The following is a 25,419-nucleotide window of genomic DNA, read 5'->3' as shown; positions in this document are numbered from 1 at the left end:
ATGATCACCTTTTCAATTATTTAGTATATTTTATTTCTTCACCTGATTGTATACGACCATTGAAGTGTTTTATACGACAATCTATTTCAAATCCTCTCATCATCAAATCTTGAAATGGTGATTGGAACAAGTAATACGCTGGCCAGATGAGTTTAGGAATATAATCATATAAATGGACGATTACAGTTTGTGTTCCTTCCAGCTTTCGGAATTCTAACTTTCCTTGTTTCGTTAGATTCGGTTTTACTATCGATCCACCTACTAAATTTAATGTAATCATATCGCTTTCTGTTATCGTTTTATGAAGTACAAGTATTGGATTGCGTTTATCTTTGATATAAACAACAAAATTATCGCCTTCATTATAAGTATGTAACATCGTTCCTTTAGTTTTATTTAACCAATCAAAATAATATTCCACCATTTGATTTAAGGTCCAGTTCATTGGCAATTGTACATTAAGTGCACTTCGTACATCATCATACTTTGAAACTTGTAACTCGACTGCAACATGAGGTCGTGAAACTTTTACTTCTGTTTTTTCGACAGGCGTTCCATACGCCGACAATCGCTCTATTGACTCATTATCAAAGCGACTACCACTAATATAAATAATTTTTTTGATTCCTTTTTTAGCTGTCGCACGTCCAAAATTATCAGCAGCAATTAAATTCATATCTCTAGCTGTTGCTTTGGTCAGCTTTGCTGAATGCTTGGTTGGATCTAAATAATAGATGGCCATATCCATACCTTCCATTGACTCAAGAACATCATTATAATTATAAATATCTTTTTTTAACCATGTCACTTCTTGAAACTCATCTTCTTTAGGATATTTCGACATCGTAAAAAGCGTTGCCTCATCTTTAATAGATTGTATTAAGTTTTTCCCTATATAGCCTGTTACACCTGCTAATAAAATATTAGGTTTCATAGTTATACTTCCTTTATTTTAATTTGTCTCTATTTAAATATCTCCTAGTAAAATCATGCTAATGATGTTAAGTTATACTATAACTGAGTATTAGCAAAATAGAAATGAGGAGTGGACACATATGGTTCATCAAATTCGTGAAATCGGTATCAATGATATAGATCCATTTGTAAAATTATTAACTACTATCTATGATGAATCTGAATATTTAATATATAATCCTGGTGAATATGCGCCATCTAACAGTGATGCCGTTTCAAACTTGGAACATTATATAACGTCACCGTCCAACGCGATATATGTTGCCGAAAATAACGGAGAACTTGTTGGTTTTTCAATCGTAACAACTGAAAAGTTTGAACGTACACGTCATGAAGCACATTTTTCAATGGGTGTTATTAGACACTATCGCGAAAAAGGCCTTGGCCAATCACTTATTAATTCTATTGAAGCATGGTGTTTAAACCATAACATTCGCCGCATTGAAGTTTCTGTAGTCCCTGAAAACGAAACAGCGGTAGCTTTATTTAAAGCTGCTGGATATCAAATTGACGGCGAACTTCGAGATAAACTTTATATCGATGGGCGTTATTTCAATAAATATATAATGTCTAAGTTATTACTTTAGTCTACCTCAATGTTTATATATTAAACGTTTCACTATTCTTGTTTAAGTATAAATTAATAAATGGGAATGGAACAGCAATCCAATTTTGCTCATAACATTTCGTTATATGAGCCCACGACTAGAACTAAAAACAGCTTATAGTTTCCATTACAGGAGATCTATAAGCTGTTTTTTTGAAATCTTTTATATAACTGTATTACGTCTAGTTGATTTTACTATTTACTCATTAGTAAGGATTCAATTGAACACCCTCAGGATTTTTTGATTCGGGCTTCAATTCTCTCTCTACACCAGAAGCGCTTGTATTTCTACTTAAGAAACTCAATGTATCTTTCATATTTTGCTGTGACTCCGGTAATTGCATATGAAATTGGTATTGATGTCTCAAATTATGTGATCCATCATAAAACAATTTATCAACTGGAACATCTTTTTCTTTTAGTTTTTTATAAAAATCAATGTTTTGACTATAAAATGGATCTGCATCCCCTACCGATAAAAATGTTGGTGGATAATCTTTTGTCACTTGGTTTATCGTAGACATTTCACTGATATATTTAAATTGTTGTTCCCAATCTCTCTTGCCAGTGTAACTTTCCATAAAGAGCTGGATTCTAGGAAACTCTGTTTCTTTCACCGTTTTCATATCATAAAAGCCACCAAAAAAGATTGCTGCTTTTATTTGTTCCGGTTCAAACTGTTGGTTAAACTCCATATCTTCTCGTAATGATTCATTTGTTTGGATAGCTGTAAATTGACTGGATAATTGGGCGCCTGCTGAGTCACCACCGAAAACAACTTGATCAAAATCTATAGGCAACTCATGTTTATTCTGTTTGATAAACTGAACTGCACGATCAATTTGTTTTAACTGTGTTGGGTATTTATAGTCAGGTGCAAGTGCGTAATTAATATTCACTACGATATAACCTTGTTCAGCAAATTTTGATAATAACGGATTTTTATATTGTTTATCTCCTGCGATAAATCCTCCACCATGTAACCAAAAAATGACAGGCAATTTATTATCTTGATCTAATTCAGTAGGCGTTAAAATATCTAAGCGACTATTGGGTATCCCACTGCTATAAGTTATATTAGTAAATGCATTTACATTTTCATTATTAATTTGTACTTTTTCTTTAAATTCTTGCGCATTTTGTCGGTCATATTGTTGCTTAAGTAATATTGCAATCACAATTGCAACGACAACAAAAACAACAATAGCGATAATTGTCCATTTATGTTTTTTCTTCATGCTCGACCTTCCCTTTCGCATGCATTGTATCATAATTAATAAGTACGTAGTAGTATTTATTTGAACGATTAAAATAGACCAAACTGCTATCTTCTTTATTTTAAAAATCAAATTGAGCAACTACCGTTTATAATTATAAACTCACCTCTATATAGGTTAATATCATATTTTAAAACAATAAATGGCTGCTAGATATCCAATAGGATTCTAACAGCCATTTATTAAATCTAGGATTTATGTCCTAATTTTATTTATACTTTATTTCATCACGATTACGCTATGTGATCTTTATTTTGATTTTTTCTTGAATAGTATTTAATAAGTACTGCAATAACTACAACTAAGCCAATTACACCCATGATTGGATATAAGAAGTTAATTAAGTCTGCGAAACCTACGAAACTTAATGCATAAGCTACGAGCACCATTGCAACTATAAACACATGATAATTTTTACTATATGGTTCTGTAAATCTTGCAGCAAACGAATACATTAAACCAAGAATTGTATTGTACATAACTGCTAACATAATAATAGATAATACTAAACCAATCCAAGGATGGATTTCATTTGCTAACGTTAGTGTTGGAATAGAAGCATCTTTAATTGTCGTATACTCTGATTGTAATGCAAAGTTAATTAGCGCTAGTAATATTGTATATACAACACCACCAAATAATGCACCTGCACCAGATATTTTACGTTTGGACGCGTCTCCACCAATCGCAACAATTGTACTAAAACCAACTGCGAATGCTAACCCACCATAAATAATACCGTAAAAGATACCTTTCCAAATACTCGCCTCTGGAACTGTTTGGTTCACTTCTGCAAAGGAAATATTTCCATTAAATAAGTAAAATACTGCAATGATAACAACTAAAATAATTAAGAATGGCGTTACCATACCTAACGCACGTACGATTTTGTTAAAGTCCATTAATAATGTAATGTAGATAACAATCACCATAATTAATGCACCTAACCACGTTGGTATGCCAAAACTTTCTTCAAACGTTGATCCTGCACCTGCAATCATTGTGACTGAGATACCAAATAAGAAGAAGATAAGTAAATAGTCAATTATCTTACTAAATACACCACCGAATAAATAATCTAAAGTGGATTCATGATTTTGCGCATCGAATGCAGTACCAATCTTAGCAACTTGTCGACCTGCAAATCCTAATATCAATCCTGATATAATAACTCCTAGATACGACCAAAGCCCATAAGGAGTAAAGAATTGCATTACTTCTTGTCCCGTTGAAAAGCCAGCACCTACTACGATACCAACATAAGCGAAACCAATTTTTATAGCTTCTTTATTCAAGCCCATGTGATTTATAACCTCCTCTTAAGTTAACACATTGAGTTATTATAACGCACTGTCATTATTTTGCAACACGACAAATTTCAAATTCACACTATTAATTAATTTTTACACTAATCATCTAGTGAATTTACATACATTTAAAAATTCATTTTTATTTTTAAATATAAATATAAACTCTGTATTATCAAGCTCACAACAGGTTGAGGCTTTTATTCTCTGTAATTTTATACATTTATTATGCACTTGTTATCTCTACTTAAAAACTATAAATTTTTTAAATTTTTTATTGCTTTCAAGTTAACCATATATCACAATATTTAAATTGTCACTGTATTTCTATAATTTTAGTGAAATTTTATTATGTATATGCAACCTAACAATGCTTTTTAGATAAAATAAAATTAAAAACCGAAAATCTCAATTTTAAAAAGAGATTTTCGGTTAAATATGTTTTATTGCTAAGCATGTTAATTAATGTGCATTTTTATAGCGATTTAGTTCATTAAAGTCTACAACGACATTATCCATACGTTTAGCCGTTTCTTTAAGCACATTACGCGCAACACTATTAGACGGATCTAATTTTAGTATTTGTCGAGACACATCAAATGCTTTTTTATCAGAAATGACTGGTTCAGGAACTGCATGTAACAATAACATTTGTAACAGACTTTTTACTTCTTTACTGTCCGTAAGTTTTATGGATGATTCTGCATGATAATAAGCTGAATCCAATGCACCTTGTAATTCACTTAGTGGATAAACTAATAATAGAAAAGCTAAATCATGCATTTCTGCAGTTTCTTCTACTTTCATCATATCTAAAATACATGTGTAAAACATGACACTTTCTACTTCATGTGCACTTGAAATGTAAGCCTCTTCAAATTCCATAAAATCTGTCTGGGACATTAAACGTTTTACTGACTCGAATTCGCCGTTTAAGACATGCTTTTGTATTAAATCTTTCATGGCAATGTCCTCCTAGGTATCCAGATTTCTATAACAGTTAGGTTCTATTCTACCACAGACCATTTATATATTCATATAAAAATGAATCTTTTTGCCATATTAATTGAAGTCCTTATAATATATTAATTACCTAACCTTTACCAATAGTCTATCGACATAAATAAGTAAATTGTTTATCCGAAATTGCGTTTCAAATCTTCAACAATTTCTTCGATAGAACCACCTACTGATAATTTAACAGCGGCTGTAAAACTACCTTCAACAATCGGTGCATCGACTTTTTCTACTTGATATTTACCTTCATACATTTCAATAGCTAAATCTAAGTTCATTTCTGCAGAACCAATATCATAGAAACAAAGTGCATCATCGTCTAAATCATTAATCATTTCTTGTATATGATCGTAAGATGTTCCAATTTTACCTTCAACGCCACCCTGTATTAATATTGGAACATCTCCTGCCATTTGTTCCAATAATGCTTTTGTACCGTTTGCAATATCTTCACTATGACTCACAATTACAATTTTCGTCATAATTATTCATCTCCAATCAATGCGTTTAATATATAAACACTACTCTGTGCACCAGGGTCAATGTGACCTTTTGATTCTTCTTTAAAATATGATGCTCTGCCTTTTGTAGCAACGATATCTTTTGTTTCGTCTGCGTATGTTTGTAGCACATCTGCATTTAAAGTTTCACCTTGTTGTACCGCTTCGTTTGCGCGTTCTATGACGTCATACATTGTTTTCTCATTTAATTCAACTTTACCTCTTTGCTTAATTGCTTCAGAAAATGAATTCAATACTTCTTTTAAGTTTGTAGCATCTAACTCATCGCCAACAACTTGAGACATTTTCACAAAACTAAAACCATACAGTGGGCCTGAAGCACCACCGATATTAGACATCAATGTCATACCTGTAGATTTCAATAAATTTTGCATGGAACTATCATCTATTTTCTCTGGTAATGCTTTAAATCCTCTAACCATGTTCACTCCGTGGTCACCATCGCCTATAGCTCGATCTAATTCTGTTAATAGTGCTTCTTTTTCTTCAAACACTTCTACTAATTTAAGTAATCTTTCCTTTAATTCACTTACATTCATTTATGTTCCACTCCTTATCGTATCTATGACTTATTAATTATTAATTAAAGTAAGGACTTGCTGTAGGCTCAGTTAAAGCTGTTAACACTTCTTCTGTATATGGGACTAATGTTAAAGATAAGCCTTGCATATCTAATGCAGTCATATAATCTCCCACAAACCAATGTACAACATCAATATGCTTCTCTTGGAAATTTTCTGCTACATATTTTGCTGCTATATTAAGTTCAGATAATGGTGTTGCACCCATACCATTCACCATAACGATAAGTTTTTCTGAGCTTACTTCTTTCATTAAAGCTTTAATTAATCGCTCGACAATTTGATCTACAGTTTCCACTTTTTCTCTAGATAATCCTTTTTCTCCATGGATACCTACACCTATTTCCATTTCATCACTTTCAATATCAAATCCATATTGTCCAGTTGTTGGTACCATTGGCGCAGTTAAAGCCATGCCTAATGTTTTTACACTTGGTAAAAATTGATCTACTTTCTCTTTAATGTTAGTTAATGACTCACCCTGGTCTGCTAAATATCCAGCATATTTGTGTGCTAATACTGTACCAGCAACGCCTCTTCTTTTATCATCATCGCTTACTGCGATATCATCCTTAACAATCACTGTTGCTACTTGTATGTCTTCCATCTCTGCCATTTCTTGTGCCATTTCAAAATTCATAACATCACCAGCATAGTTTTTCACTACGAGTAATACACCATCTCCATTATCAACTGCTTTAATTGCACTTAGAATTTTATCAGGTGTTGGTGATGTGAACACTTCACCACAGACAGCAGCATCGAGCATCCCTTCTGCTACATAACCAGCATGTGCAGGTTCGTGACCACTTCCTCCACCAGAAACTAGAGCAACGCCTTGCTTTTTCTTTTCTTTTCTTACAACAACAGTATCTGCAATGACTTCAATTTCGTTATTCGTTATCGAAAGTCCGTCCAACATATCTGTTAAAAATTGTGTTTTATCTTTAATTAGTTTTTTCATAGAGATGACCTCCTAATTTGAATGTTCATTTATAGTATACCCTACACATGAATGCAAACGCTAACATATGAAAATTGATAATGATTTCTTTTGAAATAATTACTAAAAACATTTAAAAAAGAAGCTTAGACATGTACTTATGTCCAAACTCCTTTTTGTAATATTTATATTGATTTTGATTTATACATTAAATATAAGAAATAAGGTGCACCAATGATTGCGACGACGATACCAGCTGGGATACCAGAAGGTTGTAATATCACTTGCCCTACCGTATCTGCTAACACGAGTAAAAATGCACCTATTAATATTGAAATAGGTAGAAAGAGTTGGTGTCTTGGACCAACAATCGATTTAGCGATATGTGGTCCTAACAAGCCAATAAAGCCAATTGAACCCGCTACTGAAACAGCAGTAGAAGATAATATAACTGCAACGAGTAATAATACAATACGTTCTCTTCCAATTTTTACGCCTACACCTTGAGCTATGTGTTGATGTGTATTTAATAAATTTAAAACATTAGACTTAAATAATAAAAATGGAATTAATATGAGAACCCATGGTAAAAACGCAATTACAAATGCCCATTCATCACCCCAAATATTACCCGCGAGCCAAGATGCAATAAACTCTGATTGATCTTCATCAAATGTGGACATCAAAGTCATTGAACCACCACTTAATGCAGTAGCCATGCCTACCCCTACAAGTACCATACTTGAAGGGGTAATACCTTCACCTTTATTATAACTAAACGAGAAGATAATAAGTGCTGTTAAGATGCCACCAATCATGCTTATGATTGGTAGAACATAGACAAAGTTTCCAGCATCTACATTCCCTATAACCATAAACAGCGCTATAGCAAAACCACTACCTGCGTTAATGCCTAATATACCTGGCTCAGCTAACGGATTCTTGGTAACACTCTGGATAATCGCGCCACTCATAGCTAATGCCGCTCCAGCTAAAATCGTAATAATCATCCGTGGCATTCTAAATTCCATTAATATCAATGTATCGGTATATGCGCCTTGACCAAATAAGGTCTTAAAGAACGTACCTATCGACATTTTATACTCACCTGAAGTCATACTCCATGCACAAGCGAGAAGTACAAGTATAATCAGAATCACCATTGTTAACCATTGTTTATATCTCAGTTTCGGATCTATCATGAGAAGCGACCTCCTCTTTTAACTAAATACAAGAAGTAAGGTACACCTATAAAGGAAATAATAGCTCCAACTGGCGCTTCACCTAGCATACGGGCAACCGTATCAGCTACAAGCATCAACAAACCACCAACTACTGCTGTGAGTGGAATAACACGGGCGTAGTCTGTACCGACTATATATCTCACAATATGTGGTACCATCAAGCCAACAAATGCAATTTGTCCTACCATAGCAACAGCTACACCAGCCATTACCATAGATAAAATCAAAGTAATAGCACGTGTAAACGCCACATTTTGCCCTAAGCCTTTAGCCAATGTTTCACCTAAATTTAAAATCGTTAATTGTTTACTCATACTCACCATAATGATAAGCGCCACCAAAATAAAGGGTGCTGCCCACATCAACTGATTCCAAGTTGTTCCAGATACACCGCCAGCACTCCAAAATGTTAAACTTTGGTTCAATCTAAATAATAGCGCTACGCCTTGACTTAAGGCTGTTAGTAACGCACTAACTGCTGCTCCGGCCAATATAATTCTCATCGGGTTAAAACCATCGCTTCTTGATCTTCCTATCATTAAGACGAAAAAGCCACCTATGAGCGCACCAATAAAGCCTGCTAACATCAATATGATGAATGGTGCTGACGGATAAAATGCGAAGGTCAGTGCCAGCATAAATGAGGCACCAGCATTTAGTCCAATTAAACTTGGATCCGCTAGACCATTTTTAGTAACCCCTTGAATTACAGCGCCTGAAGTTGCTAAGGCAACCCCTACTAAGATTGCTCCGAGATCCCTTGGAATACGTATTTCACTTATAATATTATGTTGTTGGTTTTTAGGATTATAATTGAACACTGCCTCGAATATAGTAGATATATGGATTTTTGCATCCCCATATAGAATCGACACAATTAAAGCAACTATTAATAATATAAACACTATTATAAATGTAGTTGTAAAATTCAACTTGCCCTTTTTCTTTGTGGTCATAATTAGCCTCTAAACTTCCGAATAACTTTTTCTACATAAATCGTACGTCACTAGCATAGGTTTCCCTGTTCTTGGGTCTGTGCTAATTTCAACATCTATATTGAATACTTTTTCTAAAATTTCTTTAGTTAATACGTCTTCAGTCTCACCATTAGCAACAATATTTCCATTTTTCATAGTGATTAAATGGTCTGAAAATCGTACAGCTTGGTTAATATCATGTAAAACCATAACAATAGTACAACCTTGTTCTTTATTTAATTGCGTGATTAACTCTAAAATTTCTAATTGATGTGAAATATCTAAAAATGTCGTTGGTTCATCTAAAAAGATAATATCTGTACGTTGCGCCAATGCCATAGCTATCCATACTCTTTGACGTTGGCCTCCGCTTAAATCATTAATAGGACGTAGCCTAAATTCATATGTACCTGTAACTGACAACGCCCAATCGATTTCTTTTTTATCTTCTGCTGAAAGACGTCCAAATCCTTTTTGATGAGGGAAACGTCCATAGGATACTAATTCTCCCACTGTAAGGCCATCCGCAACTTCAGGAGATTGTGGTAAAATCGCAATTTTTTTGGCAATATCTTTGGTTGCTTGTGCGTGTAAGTTCCCACCATCTAATTTGATTTCGCCACTTTTAATAGGTAATAATCTCGATAACGCTTTCAATAATGTGGATTTGCCACAACCATTCGGCCCTATAATTGATGTGATTTTACCGTCAGGTATATGGACATCTAAGTTTTCAACAATTACATTCTCCCCATAACCAATAGTAACTTGTTCTCCTTCTAAGCGACTCATAAATTCCCTTCTTCCTATATAAATAAGCATAATGCACTATATATTTTTTTACATTTAATTTGTCTCAATTCATCGTATATATCATTAGTTCAATTTAATAAATGATAATCATTATCACAGATGACATTATATCATTTTTTATATATTATGACTATTAAATCTCATCCTTTTCAACCCATTTTTCGATGAATTTAACATACATTAAAAAGAGACAATATCCCTTTCGTAATCCCATATACCGTAATATAATAAATTCACTATTCAGCAGACAGCTAGCTAGATAATCTAACAAAACCCAGAAACTACAGGTTGAGGCTGTGCCCTCAGAAGGCGTACATAAAAAAACCACCATGAAGTCAGGAGACTTCATGGTGGTTAAAAAATCTTTATTTATATTTCAAGCACTTATATTTTAAAATAAGTTAATGTTCATCAATCAAGAAACCATTACCATAAACATCACGCACATCATGAATAACTAAAAAGGCTTCCTCGTCTATATTTCTTATCAAACGCTTCGCCTTGGTAACTTGCGTTTTAGTAATTACAACATAAAGTATATCTTTATCTTGTTTAGTGAAATAACCTCTACCATTTAGAATAGTCAGTCCACGCCCAACTTGTTCATCAATGACTTTTGCTATTTCGTCAGGATTGCTTGAAATAATAGTCATTGCTTTCTTCGTATTTAAACCTTCTATAACATATTCCATTACTTTAGTACCAATATATAATGAAATAACTGTTACTAGCGCGCTAGAAATTGGAATTACTGTTAGTGATATTGCTACTACAATTAAATCAAAGAATAGCAATGCATATGGTGTACTTATATCCAAATATTTATTAGCAATTCTTGCTAAAATCGTTGTTCCAGCTGTTGTACCACCAGCAAGTACAATAACGCCGATACCCAAACCAACGCATAGGCCACCAAATACTGCATTAACTAGTATATTTCCAGTTTCAATTTGCCAACTTGATGTTAATTCTAAAAATATTGATATTAATATTGTAGCTACAATCGTTAAATACATACTTCTTTTACTTAAAAATTTATAACCAATTGCAATAAGAACAGCATTAAATACAAAATTGGTAATACCAGGAGAGATATGAAAGGCATAGTATAGTACGATTGCTAAACCGGTCACTCCTCCTTCACCTAAATCAGCAGATATAATAAATGTATTTACCCCTGCCGAGAATGCAAATGATCCAAATAGGACTAATATTAAATCACGTACTGTTTTATTCACCTACACGACCCCCTTGTATTTGCTTCAATCAATTGAATGTTAGCAAAAAATGACCAATACCACAACATCCACCAGCATAAAAACACATAAAAATTATATTCAAAACGCAATTATAAAGAGAATTATCAAATGAAGTTTCTTCGATTTTTAAAAATTCTGAATTTTCGGTTTACTTTAGCGCATTCCTTTGCTATAATAAAATCTATCTTCTTATTGATAGCCAATAAGAAGCCATCTCCTTTGTGTTGTTTATAGTAACAAACAAAACAATTTTTGCTCGAGTATATTAATGGTACCTAGTCCTTACTATTAGTATATAATTAATTCATTTCCCGTAAAAGCCAAGTAATGATGAATGTGTCTCCTCACTTCATTTACTTGGCTTTATTTTTATGTGTAGTATCAAGTCATTAATTTTATTATTTAAAAATATCTGTGATTTAAGCTGACTTCTGCGGGGAAAGTGCTAGCCACAAACTACAGTCTAAGTCTGTGCTCACGAAAAGCGTGCATAAAAGAATGCCAACAAAGTTGGAGACTTTGTTGGCATTCTGAAACTATTTTTTAACTACAACTTCTTACCAAGCAAACAATCCTACAAATCCTGCAGTCATTAATGACACTAGAACACCTGCAAGTAATAACATTGGCACATATTGAGATACGAAGTCTGATGTTTTTTTATCAACAATACCTTTTAAAGTACCTATAATCATACCAATTGTTGAGAAGTTCGCGAATGATATCAAGAATGTCGTAATAACAGCACGTCTATGAGGCGAATAAGAATCTATTACATCTTTAATTTGACCCATTACTACAAACTCATTCGTTACAATTTTCTTCGCCATTTGTTGCGCTACAATCCATGCTTCATCCCACGGTAAACCAAGCAGTAGTGCGAATGGATACATGAATGCACCTAATATTTGATCTAAGCCAAAGCTTCCTTTAAGACCTGCCCAACCACCTATAATACCTGTAAGCAAGTTGATAAAGCGATCGATTAAATCAGAAAGTGCTACAAAACTGATGACAAATGCAACGATAATTAAAATTAATTTACCTGCATTTAATACTGAATCTCCCAAGAATGAGAAAAAGGGTTGACGCTCAATTTCATCATTGCGAATACTGTAAATAATATCTTCTTTTTCCTCTACAGATACAGGATTTAAAATTGAAGACACAATAATCGCATTAATAATATTTAATGGAATTGCCGTCAATACTAAATCGCCGGGCACCATAGTCACATATGCGCCTACAATCGCACCTGATATCGAACTCATTGACATCATTGCAATCGTTAGTACACGCGTTTCTTTCATTCGTTTTAATTGTTCATTAGATACTGCAAGTGCTTCAGTGTTACCTAAAAACATCATTTCAATCCCAAAGAATGATTCGAATTTAGGTTGGCGCGTAATTTTAGCTAAGACCCAGCCAATTGCACCAATCACTTTTGGTAATATATTGAAATACATCAAAATATCAAATAAAGGAACAACTAATAATATAGGAAATAACGCACTTACTGCCATATCCATTGCTCCAGGTTCTACCCAACTCGCAAAAGCGAAGCCAGTCCCTGCGTGCGCAGAATCAATTACCCAAGAAATTCCGTTTGCTAAACCTTGTACTGCTGTTTTTCCCCAAGTAAAAGACATAAAGAACCAAGCTAAGAATAAGTTTAAAACGACTAATATCCCAATCGACTTCCATTGGATATTTTTTTTGTTTCTAGAAAATAGTACAGCAAGTCCTAAGAAAACAAGTAATCCAATTATGTTGATCACTAAAAACATAATACACCCACCATTCCTTTTTAAATCAATGATAACAATGAACTTCTAAAAGTAACTTGTTGCTATGTATCGGAATAATTAAAGCAAACACATTATATGGTTGCCAAACTAGTTAATTGCACATTTATAACAATCTCTAATGTGTTTGCTTTTATATTGCTTATCCCTGTTTAGTTAATTCACTTATTTATAAATTTAAATATCTACTTTTTAAGTCATTGTTTCTTAATAATGCACAATAATTATAGCATGTATGGACTTTATATAAAATAACAATTTTATGGTTCGATTATCGTTACTAAAAACATAAATCCAAAAGAGAAATGTCCGTGTTTTCTTATGAAAGCGAATACATCAACATAGTTTTCGAACGTGTTTTTCACTTTTTACTATTTTGACAAATTTTGTGTGCGTACAAATTGTTGATACTTTTCGTGATTTGCCATTAATTCTTGATGACTTCCTTTACCTGTAACTTCGCCACCATCAATAAATATAATTTGTTCTGCTTTTTTAATCGTAGAAAGTCTATGAGCAATAACAACTGTTGTACGATTTTCCATTAGTTCTTCTAAGGCATCCTGAATTTTACGTTCACTTTCACTATCTAAATTGGCAGTAGCTTCATCCAGTAATAAAATGTCTGGATTTTTAACAAAGCTTCGTGCAATATCTATACGTTGACGCTGTCCACCAGATAATTTCAAGCCACGTTCGCCTACTATCGTATCGTAGCCATCATCAAATTGTTCAATAAACTCATGGCAATTGGCTAAGTGTGCAAAATGGATTAACTCATCCTCTGTCACTTCACGGTTAATACCATACAAAATATTATCTTTGATTGTACCGTTCATTAATGCGTTAGATTGCATAACGTAACCAATTTTCTCACGCCAATCTCCTAGCGAGATATCATAAATAGATTTACCACCATATGTAATGTGACCATCTTCAATTTCATACATACGTTCTATAATATTAAAGATTGTACTTTTACCTGACCCCGATGGCCCAACGAACGCCGTTACTTTGCTCGGTGGTATATCAAAAGAGACATTTGAAAGTATTGGTTTAACGCCATATTTAAAATCAACATTCGCAAATGTTAGGCTACCATCAATGATTTCGCTTCCTTGATTCGACTCCAAGGGTTCAGTAGGTTCTTCCATAATTTCATAAATACGACTACTAGCACCTACTGCTCTTTTATAATCTGTCACTAAAGTAGATAAATTAACGAGTGGCGCAGAAAGTTGAATAACATAGAAGATCATTGCAATTAATGTTCCGGCCGTAATCGCACCAGTAGAAATTCTAATCGCACCAAAACCTAAAATAATAGCTATCGTAAGTAACATAATCATTCCAGTTATAGGTTGGATGATAGCTGTAATTTTTGCTTGTTTTAAACCTAAAAAATAAATTTCTTTCAAATTTTTATGCGCATTATCCAATTCAAGCTTTTCAGTACTTGATATTTTAACTAAACGCATTTCTGTTAATACGCGGCCAAGCAAACCACTAAAGTTAGCAATTTCTGATTGCGTTTTTTTAGATATATTTTGCATAACCTTACCTAAAGGTATCATGATAAGAATAAATAATGGGATTGTGATAAAAGTTAATAATGTCATTTTCCAATCCATTATAAAAAGCATAATTAACGAACCTATAATTGTTAATAAGGAAGGTAATAAATTTGGCAATTTACGTGAGATAAATTCATTTATTACTTTTGTATCATCTGTTAAACGACTCATTAATTGACCACTTTCGTTTTGGTCAAAGAATGGCATTTTCAAATGAATAATGTGTCGCCATAAAACTGAGCGAATGGCATAAATAATCTTTTCACCAATCTTACTTAATAAATATAAACCTAAACCACTCAGTAACGCATTTATGATAAATATACCTATAAATGCGGCAATGAACATCCAGTTAATATCTTCAAAAGAAAATTCATCAACAAGTTTACCAGTGAAAAAAGGTACGGCTAGTCCTGTGATACTACCTAATGAAGAAATTGTTACAGCAATCACAATCAGCCCCACTGGCCAAGATAATTTTTTAAATAAGTAGAACAATGGATTCTCTTGCTTCATGTTTATTACCTCTTCTAAAATTATTTTGAAATTCAGTTACTATTTGATGAAAGTGAGCAGTTCACCATAATAGTAATACAGATGTAACATATACAACTCCACACAACAAGGTTTCATACAATCATTTCTCTATAGCACAACAAGGCTAAAAACCATTGTTATAACATTTTATTATTGACCTAAATGTGCTAAGATATTTCTATTGCACTAAAACTGAATATATTAAGAGGGAATGTAATTATGAGAAAGTTAATTCTGACAATCGTAACTGTACTCTTCGTTGGTACAATTATAACACCTTTTGCCGATGCAGAAACAGTAACACCTACTCAAGCGGCAAACCAATACGGTCAAAGTGTTTCCGAAGACTACCAGCCAGAAGGTGCAGTTAATGTTGCTCAAACAGGTCAAATTCTTTATCAGTATCAGATGAATAAAGATTGGTATCCTGCTTCAATGACCAAGCTGATGACAATGTACCTCACACTTGATGCAGTCAATAAGGGAAAGTTATCTTTAGATGATACTGTAAAAATTACAGAAGATCATTATCGAATGTCCACTTTACCAAAAATTAGCAACACGAAACTATACCCAGGTGAGACTTACACTATCAAAGAATTACTTCAAATAACAGTCTCAAACTCTAGTAATGCTGCTGCACTTATTTTAGCAAAAGAAGTTTCTGGTAATACTTCAGATTTTACGGACGCAATGAATGAAAAAGCAAAATCTCTAGGTATGAAAAACACTCATTTCGTTAACCCAACAGGCGCAGAAAATACTCTGTTAAAGGATTTTGCGCCAGAGAAATATAAAGATCAAGAGAGTTCTACATCAACAGCGAAAGATTTTGCTATTTTATCACAACGTGCAGTTCAAGACACACCAAAAATCTTACACTTTACAAAACAGCTTGCACCTACACAACACAGCGTTACTTATTACACCTTTAATCATTCACTTGAAGGTGCTGATATGAGTTTAGAAGGTACTGACGGTTTGAAAACCGGTTCAAGCGACATCGCAGATTACAATCACACGATTACAACCGAACGTGATGGTTTTAGAATTAATCAGGCTATCATGGGAGCTGGCAATTATAAGTCACTCGGTGGAGAGAAAGAACGCAATAAGATTGGGAACGCCTTAATGAATATGTCCTTTGATCAATATAAACGTGAAAAGATATTATCTAAAGGAGAACAAGAAATTAATGGCGATACGTATTATGTAGAAGAAGACCTTTATGATGTATTACCAAAAGAGTTTGATAAAAATGATTACAAACTCGTGGTAGAAGATGGCAAAATCCACGTTGATTATGATCGAGAATTTATTTCTGATAAATACGGTCCACCAACAGTAAGTGTGAAAAAACCACTCGTTCATAAAACAACTACAGTTGTAAAATCTTCATGGGATGACCATCCAATACTAACGTTATTGGGCACGGTCTTAATCATTGCTGCACTTGCAATTATTGTTTATCTCATTTTAGATCGATTTAGAAAAAAATCAAAACGTAAATAATTAAGTCTTGACCGTTGAATAGCACTGCTCCTATTCAATATATTTATCTTAAAACCACTGCCATTAAATTCGATTCAAAACGAATTGATATGACAGTGGTTTTTTTCATAATAAAAACCCAAGTCGTCTCAATTTTGTGTTTACACAAAAACGAGACGACTTGGGTTTGTTAACTTTAATATTCAGTTTTAAAATGATTACTTCGACATAAATTCAATGTCAAACTCACTTTATTTTTCTGTATCACCATAAAGTTCTTTTTTAATTTTAGTTGTTGAGATACCTTCTGTACGATTTAAGTAGATGACTTCACATTTCTCTTTCAAGAAATCAAATTCACCTTCCCAATCGTGACCCATAACGAATGTATCTATTTCATAACGGTCAACATCAATTTCTTTTTGACCCCAACCGCCTTCTGGAATAACTAGGTCAACGTAACGAATTGATTCTAACATCATCTTACGTTGTTCGTAATTGTAATATGATTTTTTATTTTTCACGCGATTGAACTCATCTGTTGATAATGCTACAACTAAATAATCGCCCATTTCTCTGGCTCTTCTCAATAATTCTATATGTCCGTAATGTAATAAATCATACGTACCATAAGTAATAACACGTTTCATAAGTATATGCTCCCTTTACAGAATATTAATTTAAAATTTACATTTTTAAAAATTATAGCATATTGCTCAAAAGTTTACGAATTTCGTCATTTTTTAGCGTTTCAAATAATGTTTTAATTTCATCTTTCCTCTTGATTTTACACGCTTTGGCAGTACTTCTACTTTAAAACGATAATAATTAGGTCTGCCAATTCCAACGCTTAAAAGTGTTTCTCTCCATTGTTGATAGAGTACTTTATTCCATTTTTTACCGCCTTGTTCAACTACTTTAATAATTCTAAACATAGCCTTACCAGAGTAATCTGTTTTTTGCATCGCTTTGATATATGTTGTTACAGTATCTAATAATTTTTTAGTGATTACATTATTTTTTTCGATATATGCTTGTAGTAGATAACTTACTATTAATTCGTCCATACGATAACTATAATATGTTCTTTCATACTTGGATAACAACATATCCATTACACGCGTTCTCACTTTTAAAGCATCTAACATGTATGATTCAAACTGTTCTGCACGTTGATTTGTAACGGATCCCTCTACTTCATTATATCCATATACAATGTTGGGCAATAATTGAATTTTTCTCGCCTTTTTATACGCTGTTATAATAAAACGATGTTCTTCGCAAAAAACAACATCTTCATCAAATCGTAAATCAGCAAATTGCGCGCTAAACATCTTCCCACCTGGACCAATTGACTGCATGATATCAGGACAGTGTGCTAAATCTACCTTTTCCAGCTTTTGAATCTCTTGATGCGTATATATTGGTTGCCACTCACCATGTTTGCCTTTAGCTATTTGACCTAAAACGATATCTACATCTTCTGCTTTTTGATAAAAATCTGCCATAAAATCAATTCTACTCGTTAAAAATTCATCATCAGCATCTAAAAACATAAATACGTCACCAGTCATTTGCGCAAGTCCTTTATTTCTACTTGCGGCTGCACCTTTATTCTCCTGGTTAATTAGCGTTATATTTGGGTATTCTTTTTGTAATTGCTCTAGAACTGTTTTACTCTCATCGGTAGAGCCATCATTGATACAGATAATTTCATAATTTTGTTTCGTATCTACCGATGCAATCGCTCTACGAATTGTACTTGCTGCATTATATACAGGAATAATTATTGATATTTTCATAGTTTCACCATTTCCTCAATATAGTGAATGACTTGCGTTAAACTATCTTTAGCATTGTACTCATGCCACGTTTCAAATAATGGTGACCATTCTATACTATTTTCTTGTAGTTTACGCACTAACTCATCTTCACTATAAGCTTTATATTGAACGGGTATATCATAATAAAATGAATTCAAACCGCGTTCCTTTTCATATTGTTGCTCATCGTATACATAAAACAATGTAGGTTTATCTAAAATACTTGCTTCAATTGCTAATGAACTATAATCACTTATAATCACATCTGCCATAATCATCAGAGATTGCAAGTTAATCGTTGTTTGATTATCGCTTGCTATAGAGGGATGTAGTTTACTTAATAAAGTATAGTTCGGCAAAGCACTTTCAAAATTCACTTTATCAATATTACGGTTAGATTGCTTATGTTCTCTATATGTCGGCACATATACCGCTACTTTTCCTTCTATACCATATTGTTTCTTAAGCTCTTGCTGTCTTTTTTCAACATTTAATAATGTATAAGGCACTAATCTTGGCAAGCCTGTTTTTAAAAACTGCTCATCCGCCGCTTCAAATGCGTCTTTAAAACAAGTGACCATAGGTTCTCCGCCCACTAAATACTTATCTGTAGCTTGATAAACCTTTTGATACTGATTAACCATTGGTTTATTCGATAAGTCTACATGGTGGTCTTGGAGTCCAAAATTTTTCAGTGCACCAGCAGCGTGCCATGTTTGGATCATAGTCTGATTCTTTTTTTTCTTGAAACCACCAAACATTAAATAATACGTATCTATTATAATCACCTTGGCTGTGCTTAATGCTTTAATATGTTGTAATACTTGTTTATTACCTGCAGTTAGAAATGTCACATTTTCAAATTGTTGCATATATTTTCTATTTTCTTCTTTACCTATTACTGTAATTTTATAGAATTTTCTATTTAGCGCTTCAACAATGGGCAATACATCTTCTGCAAATGTCATCATGACCACGATATGATTATTTTTCAGCTTTTTCTTACTATAAATCAAATTTAACAAGTTAATGATAAACATATAAAGCTTTTTGATTATCTGTCTCAAAAGTTCCACCGCCAATTTAAATTTCGACTACTATTGTTTACATTATATCTGTCTTACACTAAAAATTATAGAAAAATCCTTTAACAACTATTTCAGTCATTAAAGGATTCATGTCCACTCAAATAATATGAGTTAGTATTTTAAATTTCAACTTACATAAAGTCTGCAAATTGATCTCTATAACGCATATGCATAATAGAACCTACTACAAATAAGAAGATAATAATAAACATGTTATAAAGCGTCAATTCCCAATGCGTAATAAAGTACCATTCTTTATGTAGCACTGCAGAACGATATGCTTCTGCAAGATAATATATAGGATTTAATTTCATTACATCTTTTACAATGCCTTCTGGTGGCACAATCAAGATAGAAGATGCAAAGAACACCATTCTCATCAATGCTTGAATCGCTTGTTGGGTATCTTTCACAAGTACACCAAGCGTTGAAGTAAATAATGCAATTGCTGTTGTAAGAATTAGTGCAAATGGCACGTATAAAAACAGCTGCAACGTATAAATCGTAGGATAATAACCTGCTAACATACAAAGTAAAATAACTACAACAAGTAACGCAAGATGTCCATAGAATCTACTCATTACAATATACGATGGGATAATCGACAGTGGAAAATTCATTTTTGCCACTTGATTATATTTAGTCGCTATTGATTTTGTACCTTCTAATATACCTTGGTTAACAAAGAACCACATGCTAATACCTACGAGCAACCAATAAATAAATGGCACGCCATCTACAGGTCCATTATCTCTAATACCTAAACCAAACACGAACCAGTAAACCATAATCTGCATTGCAGGATTAATTAGTTCCCAAGCCGTGCCTAAATAGTTATTCGTATTAGTGATTTTCGTTTGGAACTGCGCCAATCTTTGAATAAGATAGAAATTTTTAAAATGCTCTCTAAAAACTACCCACACTGCATTCATTTAAATAAACCACACTTTCAATCGATTTACCTTATCACACTTCATTTGCGATGTTACACTTAAATTTAATATACGCTTTATTGTCTATCATAACAACTTTCATTTACTATCGTAAATCAGAATAGCTAAAAAGTGCTAAAAATGATATATTTTTGTATACTAAGTGATGAAACAACGTTAATGCAAAATGAGATATAAGCTATCGTAACTTTATATTTTTCATTAATTTATCTTTATAGTTGATTTTATAACGTAAGTTCAGTAGAATTTAACAACTGTATAAAACTTCACTACGTTAAATTGTACTCACTTACTTTACAATAGGTTTATAAATTTAACAACTAATATAATATATAATACAATAAGAGTAACTGTAAATAAGGAAGGTAAAATTATGAATGTATCGGTTGACATTAAAAATGTGACTAAAGAATATCGTATTTATCGTAATAACAAAGAACGCTTAAAGGATGTCCTTCTCCCTTTTCATGAGAATAAAACTTTTTATGCCTTAAATGACCTCTCTATAACGGCACACGAAGGTGATGTCATTGGCCTTGTTGGTATCAATGGTTCTGGAAAATCTACACTAAGCAATATGATTGGTGGTTCATTATCTCCTACGAGTGGCGGTATCAAACGTGAAGGCGATGTAAGCGTGATTGCTATTAATGCAGGGCTAAATGGCCAACTAACAGGGTTTGAAAACATCGAATTTAAAATGTTATGCATGGGCTTCACTAGAAAAGAAATCAAAAAATTAACTCCTGAAATCATTGAATTCAGTGAACTTGGAGAATTTATTTATCAACCAGTTAAAAAATATTCGAGTGGTATGCGTGCAAAATTAGGGTTTTCGATTAATATTACTACTAATCCAGATATTTTAGTCATCGATGAAGCGTTATCTGTTGGTGACCAAACGTTCGCTCAAAAATGTTTAGATAAAATATTCGAATATAAAAAACAAGGCAAAACTATTTTCTTTGTAAGTCATAATATGAAACAAGTCCGTGATTTCTGCACTAAGATTGCTTGGATTGAAGCAGGTAAACTTAAAGAATTCGGCGAATTAAACGATGTATTACCTGAATATGAAAAATTCTTGAATGATTTTAAAAAACGTTCTAAAGAAGATCAAAAGAAATTCAGAAGTGATTTAGATAATTCTAGGTTTGTAGTTAAATAACACAAGAATTACTACTGGTTTCATGTAAAAAAATAAAAGCGTAAATTGCAGTGAATTTAAACTGCAGTTTACGCTTTTTTACTTCTTGCGCGTTTCTTTAATTACTTTAAATATAAATCGAGGTATTGATTTCATTCTTCCTAAGCGTTTCCAATCTATAATCACACGGTAAACCCACTCTAAATTCAAGCGTCTAAATAATGCGGGCGCTCTTTTCTTCGTGCCACTAAACACTTCTATCGAGCCACCTACGCCCATCAATACTGTTTGAGTAAATGTATTCATGTGTCGTTCAATCCAGTGTTCTTGTCTAGGATATCCCATTCCCACAAAAACATAATCAGGATTAAATGAGGTGATTTGTCTTAATACCATTTCATCTGTTAAATCAAAAAAACCATGATGAAAGTCAAAGTGAATGTTTGGATATTTTTGTGCTAAATTTTGTTGTGCTTTGATAACAATTTCATTCTTTGCACCTAGTAAAAACACTTTTTGATGATTGGCATTAGCGATTTTCAAGCATTCTTCCATTAGTTCAATGCCAGGCACTCGTTCTTTCAAGGGGGTTCTAAGTAACTTAGAAGCTTTTACAACGCCTGTGCCGTCCGGGATGACATAATTCGCACTATTAATTAAATTACGGTATGTAACATTGTCCGTAGCGTAATCTACTATTTCTGGATTTGCAGTAACAATAAATAAATTTTCTGGACTATTGGATAAGAAAAAGTGTTTAACATTCTCTCGCATGTCCTCTAAAGTAGCATTATCAAAATATACTGATAAGACGTTTACTTTATTTAATTTGTTGCTTTCCGTCATGGTTGGTGATCTCCTAACTCAAAATACATCAAATGTAATTTAACGTTTAATTATTATTGTAATATTAACACATTACGCGATTTACAGAAATTTTAAAACTGTTCTTACTTTCATTCTTATAATATACATCAAAAGTCTAAATGCTTTCTTGTCTAAATTACTTTATACTATAGATTATGCTATGACAACCTTACTTCTTTAATAAATATGAGGTTGTTGAAATTTTAAATCGAGGTAATCATATGACAAAAATACATGAATTTTTCAGTTCAGCTATTCAACTCAATTTATATTGGGTTATGCTTATAGCTCTGCTTTATATAATTATTCATAATTATCGTAATAAACCGATAAACCGAATTTTAGATATATATTTAAATTACATCCCTGTATTAACACATGAATTTGGACACATTTTATTCAATAAAATAAGTGGTGGGAAAGCCAAAGATTTAGTTATCGTTGCATCTCCTACTGAACGTGTTGCTACGTCGCAACAAGGATTCGCTGTGACACAATCAAAAAGTCGCTTCGGTCAATCTATCACTACATTCGGTGGTTATATCATGCCACCACTCATGTTATTTTTAGGTTTTTTAGCTATTGAATTTCAATACCCCAGTTTATTTATAAGTGCGTACTTAATTATATTTATTTATTTTTTAATACTGACTTCAAGAAAGATACTGCCAATCTTCATGGTTATTTTACTTATTGCATTACTCTATTTTTTATTCCAAAGTGATAATCAATTAATGATGTTTTACATTGTAAGTCTTACATCTCACTTTATATTAGGTGTTTTATTAGGCGAAGTCTTGCAATCTTCAGTCACTATTTTTAAACTGACCTTCTCACAACAACCTGTGTCTTGGGATGGTAGTACTTTAAAAGAATTAACACATGTCCCTACTTTTATTTACAGCTTAATATGGATAGCGATTAATATCTTCACCATTTATCAATTATTTCATGGGTACTTTTTTACTTAATAACTTAGCTTGAGACTGGGACATATCACATGTCTCAGTCTTATTTTTATATTAGCAGGGGCTGACTGAATTGAAAATGCGCTTATTTCAAGCTTTAAAAAAACAAAAAAAGTGGTTGCTAAAAGCAATCCACTCCAGAAATATCATTTATTTTTCAGCGTAAATATGCGCTGCATTATCATAGCTTAAAATTGTCACGTTTTCGTCTTTTTGGACAATAATCACTTTATTTGTATCATCTTTATTAATGATTTTAATTTCCTCATCAATTAATATATCTTTGCTCGATAAATATATCAGTAATTCAGTACGATCACGAACACGTTTAATCGTTACCTTATCATCAGCCTCAAATGTAAGTAAATTCGTGGTATAAAGTTCTTTGTATTTACTATCACGTGGTATCACGCCGCCATGAGGACAAGTGATTGGATAATCTAATAATTTATCCAATCGTTCTACAAACAAATTGGATACTTTATGCTCTAAAACTTCTGCTTCTTGATGTACTTCTTCCCAATTATATTTCAATATTTTTATTAAAAACAATTCAATTAAACGATGACGCTTAATAATATCCAGCGTGTATGTTAAACCTTTATCTGAAAGCTGCACACCTTTGTATGGTTTTGTTTCAACATACCCAGTTTTTTCTAAACGGTGAACCATTTCACTGACTGAAGGTGGTTTGATGTTTAAATATTGGGATAGTGTCTTATTTGAAACAAAAAAATGATCACCATTGTGCGTTAAAATCGCCTTTAAATAGTCTTCTTTTTCTTCAGTTAGCATTATCTCACCTCTCAACTCATTCACTTCATTGTATCACGAATCGACTTGACACGCTAAATCTTCATGGTATATTATAAAATAAATTAGGTTAGCCTAAAAATATTATTAAGGAGGTCTAATATGTTAAAGGTAGAAAATCTAAATCTAACTTTAGGGAATAAACATGTCTTAGAAGATATTGATTTAAACATACCTATAAAAGGCGAGATTATTGGCATAATGGGACCAAATGGTGCTGGGAAATCATCTTTACTCAAATCTTTTATTGGGGAGTTTAAATCTACTGGGACTGCACGCTTAAACGATGATGATATACATACTTCATTAAAATCTATCACCTATATCCCACAAAAAGCACATATTGACTTAGATTTTCCAATTGATGTCGAACATGTTGTTATATCAGGCGCATACAAAGATATTGGTTGGATTAAATGGGTTACGTCAGAAACTAAAAAACGGTTAAATCAATTGATGAAAACCTTGGAATTAGAAAGTTTACGTCATCGTCAAATTTCACAATTAAGTGGTGGCCAATTACAACGTGTACTTGTCGCACGTGCGCTAATGACGGAAAGTACGCTTTATTTGTTAGATGAGCCCTTTGTTGGCATTGATTTCCATAGTGAACAAATCATTATGACACAACTACAAAAATTGAAAAGTGAAGGTAAATTACTCTTAATTGTCCATCACGATTTATCAAAAACTGAAGAGTATTTTGATCGTGTCATACTTCTAAACAAAACAATTCGTTATTTTGGTGACAGTAGTACTGCAATGCTACCAGAGAATTTGAATAATACATTTTTAAATTCAACCACAAAAAATGAAGCGACTTAAAACAACA

General features: G+C 32.8%; 24 protein-coding genes. 5 read left to right on the top strand and 19 right to left on the bottom strand.

The genetic code is table 11. From position 1 onward, the window contains the following. Nucleotides 1-16: 16 nt before the first annotated feature. A complete protein-coding gene (locus AST02_RS01560; RefSeq protein WP_069815222.1) occupies nt 17-934 on the bottom strand; it encodes a 3-beta hydroxysteroid dehydrogenase in 918 nt (305 codons plus the stop codon). A 121-nt stretch (nt 935-1,055) separates the two neighbouring features. Here AST02_RS01560 and AST02_RS01555 point away from each other — a divergent pair, with 121 nt between their 5' ends. Next, nucleotides 1,056-1,562, top strand: coding sequence for a GNAT family N-acetyltransferase (locus tag AST02_RS01555; RefSeq protein WP_069815220.1), 507 nt, complete (start codon nt 1,056-1,058; stop codon nt 1,560-1,562). A 226-nt stretch (nt 1,563-1,788) separates the two neighbouring features. Here AST02_RS01555 and AST02_RS01550 read toward each other — a convergent pair whose 3' ends face one another. From AST02_RS01550 to AST02_RS01495, 12 genes are all read right to left on the bottom strand, one after another. Continuing rightward, on the bottom strand, nt 1,789-2,820 hold the full coding sequence (locus AST02_RS01550; RefSeq protein WP_069815218.1) for an alpha/beta hydrolase: 1,032 nt from the start codon (nt 2,818-2,820) through the stop codon (nt 1,789-1,791). A gap of 272 nt (nt 2,821-3,092) precedes the next feature. Beyond that, nucleotides 3,093-4,160, bottom strand: coding sequence for a YkvI family membrane protein (locus tag AST02_RS01545; RefSeq protein ID WP_069815216.1), 1,068 nt, complete (start codon nt 4,158-4,160; stop codon nt 3,093-3,095). A 468-nt stretch (nt 4,161-4,628) separates the two neighbouring features. Beyond that, nucleotides 4,629-5,129 carry a hypothetical protein gene (locus AST02_RS01540; protein ID WP_002508377.1) on the bottom strand — a complete coding sequence of 167 codons (501 nt, stop codon included), beginning with the start codon at nt 5,127-5,129 and terminating at the stop codon, nt 4,629-4,631. 173 nt (nt 5,130-5,302) lie between these two features. Continuing rightward, nucleotides 5,303-5,665 carry a dihydroxyacetone kinase phosphoryl donor subunit DhaM gene (gene dhaM, locus AST02_RS01535; RefSeq protein ID WP_069815214.1) on the bottom strand — a complete coding sequence of 121 codons (363 nt, stop codon included), beginning with the start codon at nt 5,663-5,665 and terminating at the stop codon, nt 5,303-5,305. Nucleotides 5,666-5,667: 2 nt separating this feature from the next. After that, the gene (dhaL, locus tag AST02_RS01530; RefSeq protein ID WP_069815212.1) at nt 5,668-6,243 is read right to left on the bottom strand and encodes a dihydroxyacetone kinase subunit DhaL; all 576 of its coding nucleotides are present in this window, start codon (nt 6,241-6,243) and stop codon (nt 5,668-5,670) included. A gap of 40 nt (nt 6,244-6,283) precedes the next feature. Further along, nucleotides 6,284-7,249, bottom strand: coding sequence for a dihydroxyacetone kinase subunit DhaK (gene dhaK / locus AST02_RS01525; RefSeq protein WP_069815210.1), 966 nt, complete (start codon nt 7,247-7,249; stop codon nt 6,284-6,286). Between the two features lie 164 nt (nt 7,250-7,413). Beyond that, nucleotides 7,414-8,430, bottom strand: a complete 1,017-nt coding sequence (locus AST02_RS01520) for a FecCD family ABC transporter permease (RefSeq protein WP_069815208.1) — start codon at nt 8,428-8,430, stop codon at nt 7,414-7,416. Beyond that, the gene (locus AST02_RS01515) at nt 8,427-9,428 is read right to left on the bottom strand and encodes a FecCD family ABC transporter permease (RefSeq protein ID WP_069815206.1); all 1,002 of its coding nucleotides are present in this window, start codon (nt 9,426-9,428) and stop codon (nt 8,427-8,429) included. Before AST02_RS01515 ends, AST02_RS01520 begins: the two co-directional genes overlap by 4 nt. A 9-nt stretch (nt 9,429-9,437) precedes the next feature. Beyond that, nucleotides 9,438-10,241: an ABC transporter ATP-binding protein gene (locus tag AST02_RS01510; protein ID WP_069815205.1), complete on the bottom strand. Its 804-nt coding sequence runs from the start codon at nt 10,239-10,241 to the stop codon at nt 9,438-9,440. 422 nt (nt 10,242-10,663) lie between these two features. After that, entirely contained in the window at nt 10,664-11,500 is an 837-nt protein-coding gene (locus AST02_RS01505; protein ID WP_069815203.1) for a YitT family protein, read from the bottom strand. A gap of 578 nt (nt 11,501-12,078) precedes the next feature. Further along, nucleotides 12,079-13,308 (bottom strand): NupC/NupG family nucleoside CNT transporter, encoded by a 1,230-nt coding sequence (locus tag AST02_RS01500; protein ID WP_069815201.1) that lies wholly within the window; start codon nt 13,306-13,308, stop codon nt 12,079-12,081. Between the two features lie 389 nt (nt 13,309-13,697). Next, a complete protein-coding gene (locus AST02_RS01495; protein WP_069815199.1) occupies nt 13,698-15,416 on the bottom strand; it encodes an ABC transporter ATP-binding protein in 1,719 nt (572 codons plus the stop codon). A gap of 240 nt (nt 15,417-15,656) precedes the next feature. Between AST02_RS01495 and pbp4 the strand changes: the two genes are divergently transcribed. Continuing rightward, entirely contained in the window at nt 15,657-16,949 is a 1,293-nt protein-coding gene (pbp4, locus tag AST02_RS01490) for a penicillin-binding protein PBP4 (RefSeq protein ID WP_069815197.1), read from the top strand. 230 nt (nt 16,950-17,179) lie between these two features. Here pbp4 and tagD read toward each other — a convergent pair whose 3' ends face one another. The 4 genes from tagD to AST02_RS01470 all read right to left on the bottom strand — a co-directional run bounded on the left by tagD (nt 17,180) and on the right by AST02_RS01470 (nt 20,771). Beyond that, a complete protein-coding gene (gene tagD / locus AST02_RS01485; RefSeq protein WP_069815195.1) occupies nt 17,180-17,578 on the bottom strand; it encodes a glycerol-3-phosphate cytidylyltransferase in 399 nt (132 codons plus the stop codon). Nucleotides 17,579-17,671: 93 nt separating this feature from the next. Next, nucleotides 17,672-18,730, bottom strand: a complete 1,059-nt coding sequence (locus tag AST02_RS01480; protein ID WP_069815193.1) for a glycosyltransferase family 2 protein — start codon at nt 18,728-18,730, stop codon at nt 17,672-17,674. Beyond that, nucleotides 18,727-19,818, bottom strand: coding sequence for a teichoic acid glycerol-phosphate primase TarB (tarB, locus tag AST02_RS01475; protein WP_069815191.1), 1,092 nt, complete (start codon nt 19,816-19,818; stop codon nt 18,727-18,729). Before tarB ends, AST02_RS01480 begins: the two co-directional genes overlap by 4 nt. Nucleotides 19,819-19,970: 152 nt before the next feature. Next, complete coding sequence (locus AST02_RS01470) at nt 19,971-20,771, bottom strand: ABC transporter permease (RefSeq protein WP_069815189.1); 801 nt, start codon at nt 20,769-20,771, stop codon at nt 19,971-19,973. A gap of 394 nt (nt 20,772-21,165) precedes the next feature. Here AST02_RS01470 and tagH point away from each other — a divergent pair, with 394 nt between their 5' ends. Beyond that, complete coding sequence (gene tagH / locus AST02_RS01465) at nt 21,166-21,960, top strand: teichoic acids export ABC transporter ATP-binding subunit TagH (protein WP_069815187.1); 795 nt, start codon at nt 21,166-21,168, stop codon at nt 21,958-21,960. Between the two features lie 78 nt (nt 21,961-22,038). On the opposite strand, the gene tarA is transcribed toward tagH, so the two are convergent. Continuing rightward, nucleotides 22,039-22,785 (bottom strand): N-acetylglucosaminyldiphosphoundecaprenol N-acetyl-beta-D-mannosaminyltransferase TarA, encoded by a 747-nt coding sequence (gene tarA / locus AST02_RS01460; protein WP_069815185.1) that lies wholly within the window; start codon nt 22,783-22,785, stop codon nt 22,039-22,041. A 242-nt stretch (nt 22,786-23,027) separates the two neighbouring features. Between tarA and AST02_RS01455 the strand changes: the two genes are divergently transcribed. Beyond that, on the top strand, nt 23,028-23,777 hold the full coding sequence (locus tag AST02_RS01455; RefSeq protein WP_069815183.1) for a M50 family metallopeptidase: 750 nt from the start codon (nt 23,028-23,030) through the stop codon (nt 23,775-23,777). A gap of 147 nt (nt 23,778-23,924) precedes the next feature. Here AST02_RS01455 and AST02_RS01450 read toward each other — a convergent pair whose 3' ends face one another. Then, nucleotides 23,925-24,569 carry a metal-dependent transcriptional regulator gene (locus AST02_RS01450; protein ID WP_069815181.1) on the bottom strand — a complete coding sequence of 215 codons (645 nt, stop codon included), beginning with the start codon at nt 24,567-24,569 and terminating at the stop codon, nt 23,925-23,927. Nucleotides 24,570-24,689: 120 nt separating this feature from the next. Between AST02_RS01450 and AST02_RS01445 the strand changes: the two genes are divergently transcribed. Continuing rightward, nucleotides 24,690-25,412 carry a metal ABC transporter ATP-binding protein gene (locus AST02_RS01445; RefSeq protein WP_069815179.1) on the top strand — a complete coding sequence of 241 codons (723 nt, stop codon included), beginning with the start codon at nt 24,690-24,692 and terminating at the stop codon, nt 25,410-25,412. Nucleotides 25,413-25,419 lie beyond the last annotated feature (7 nt).

This window comes from Staphylococcus equorum (assembly GCF_001747895.1).
In the GTDB taxonomy this organism is placed as follows: Bacteria; Bacillota; Bacilli; order Staphylococcales; family Staphylococcaceae; genus Staphylococcus; species Staphylococcus equorum_A.
This window is presented reverse-complemented; position numbering and strand designations above follow the sequence as displayed.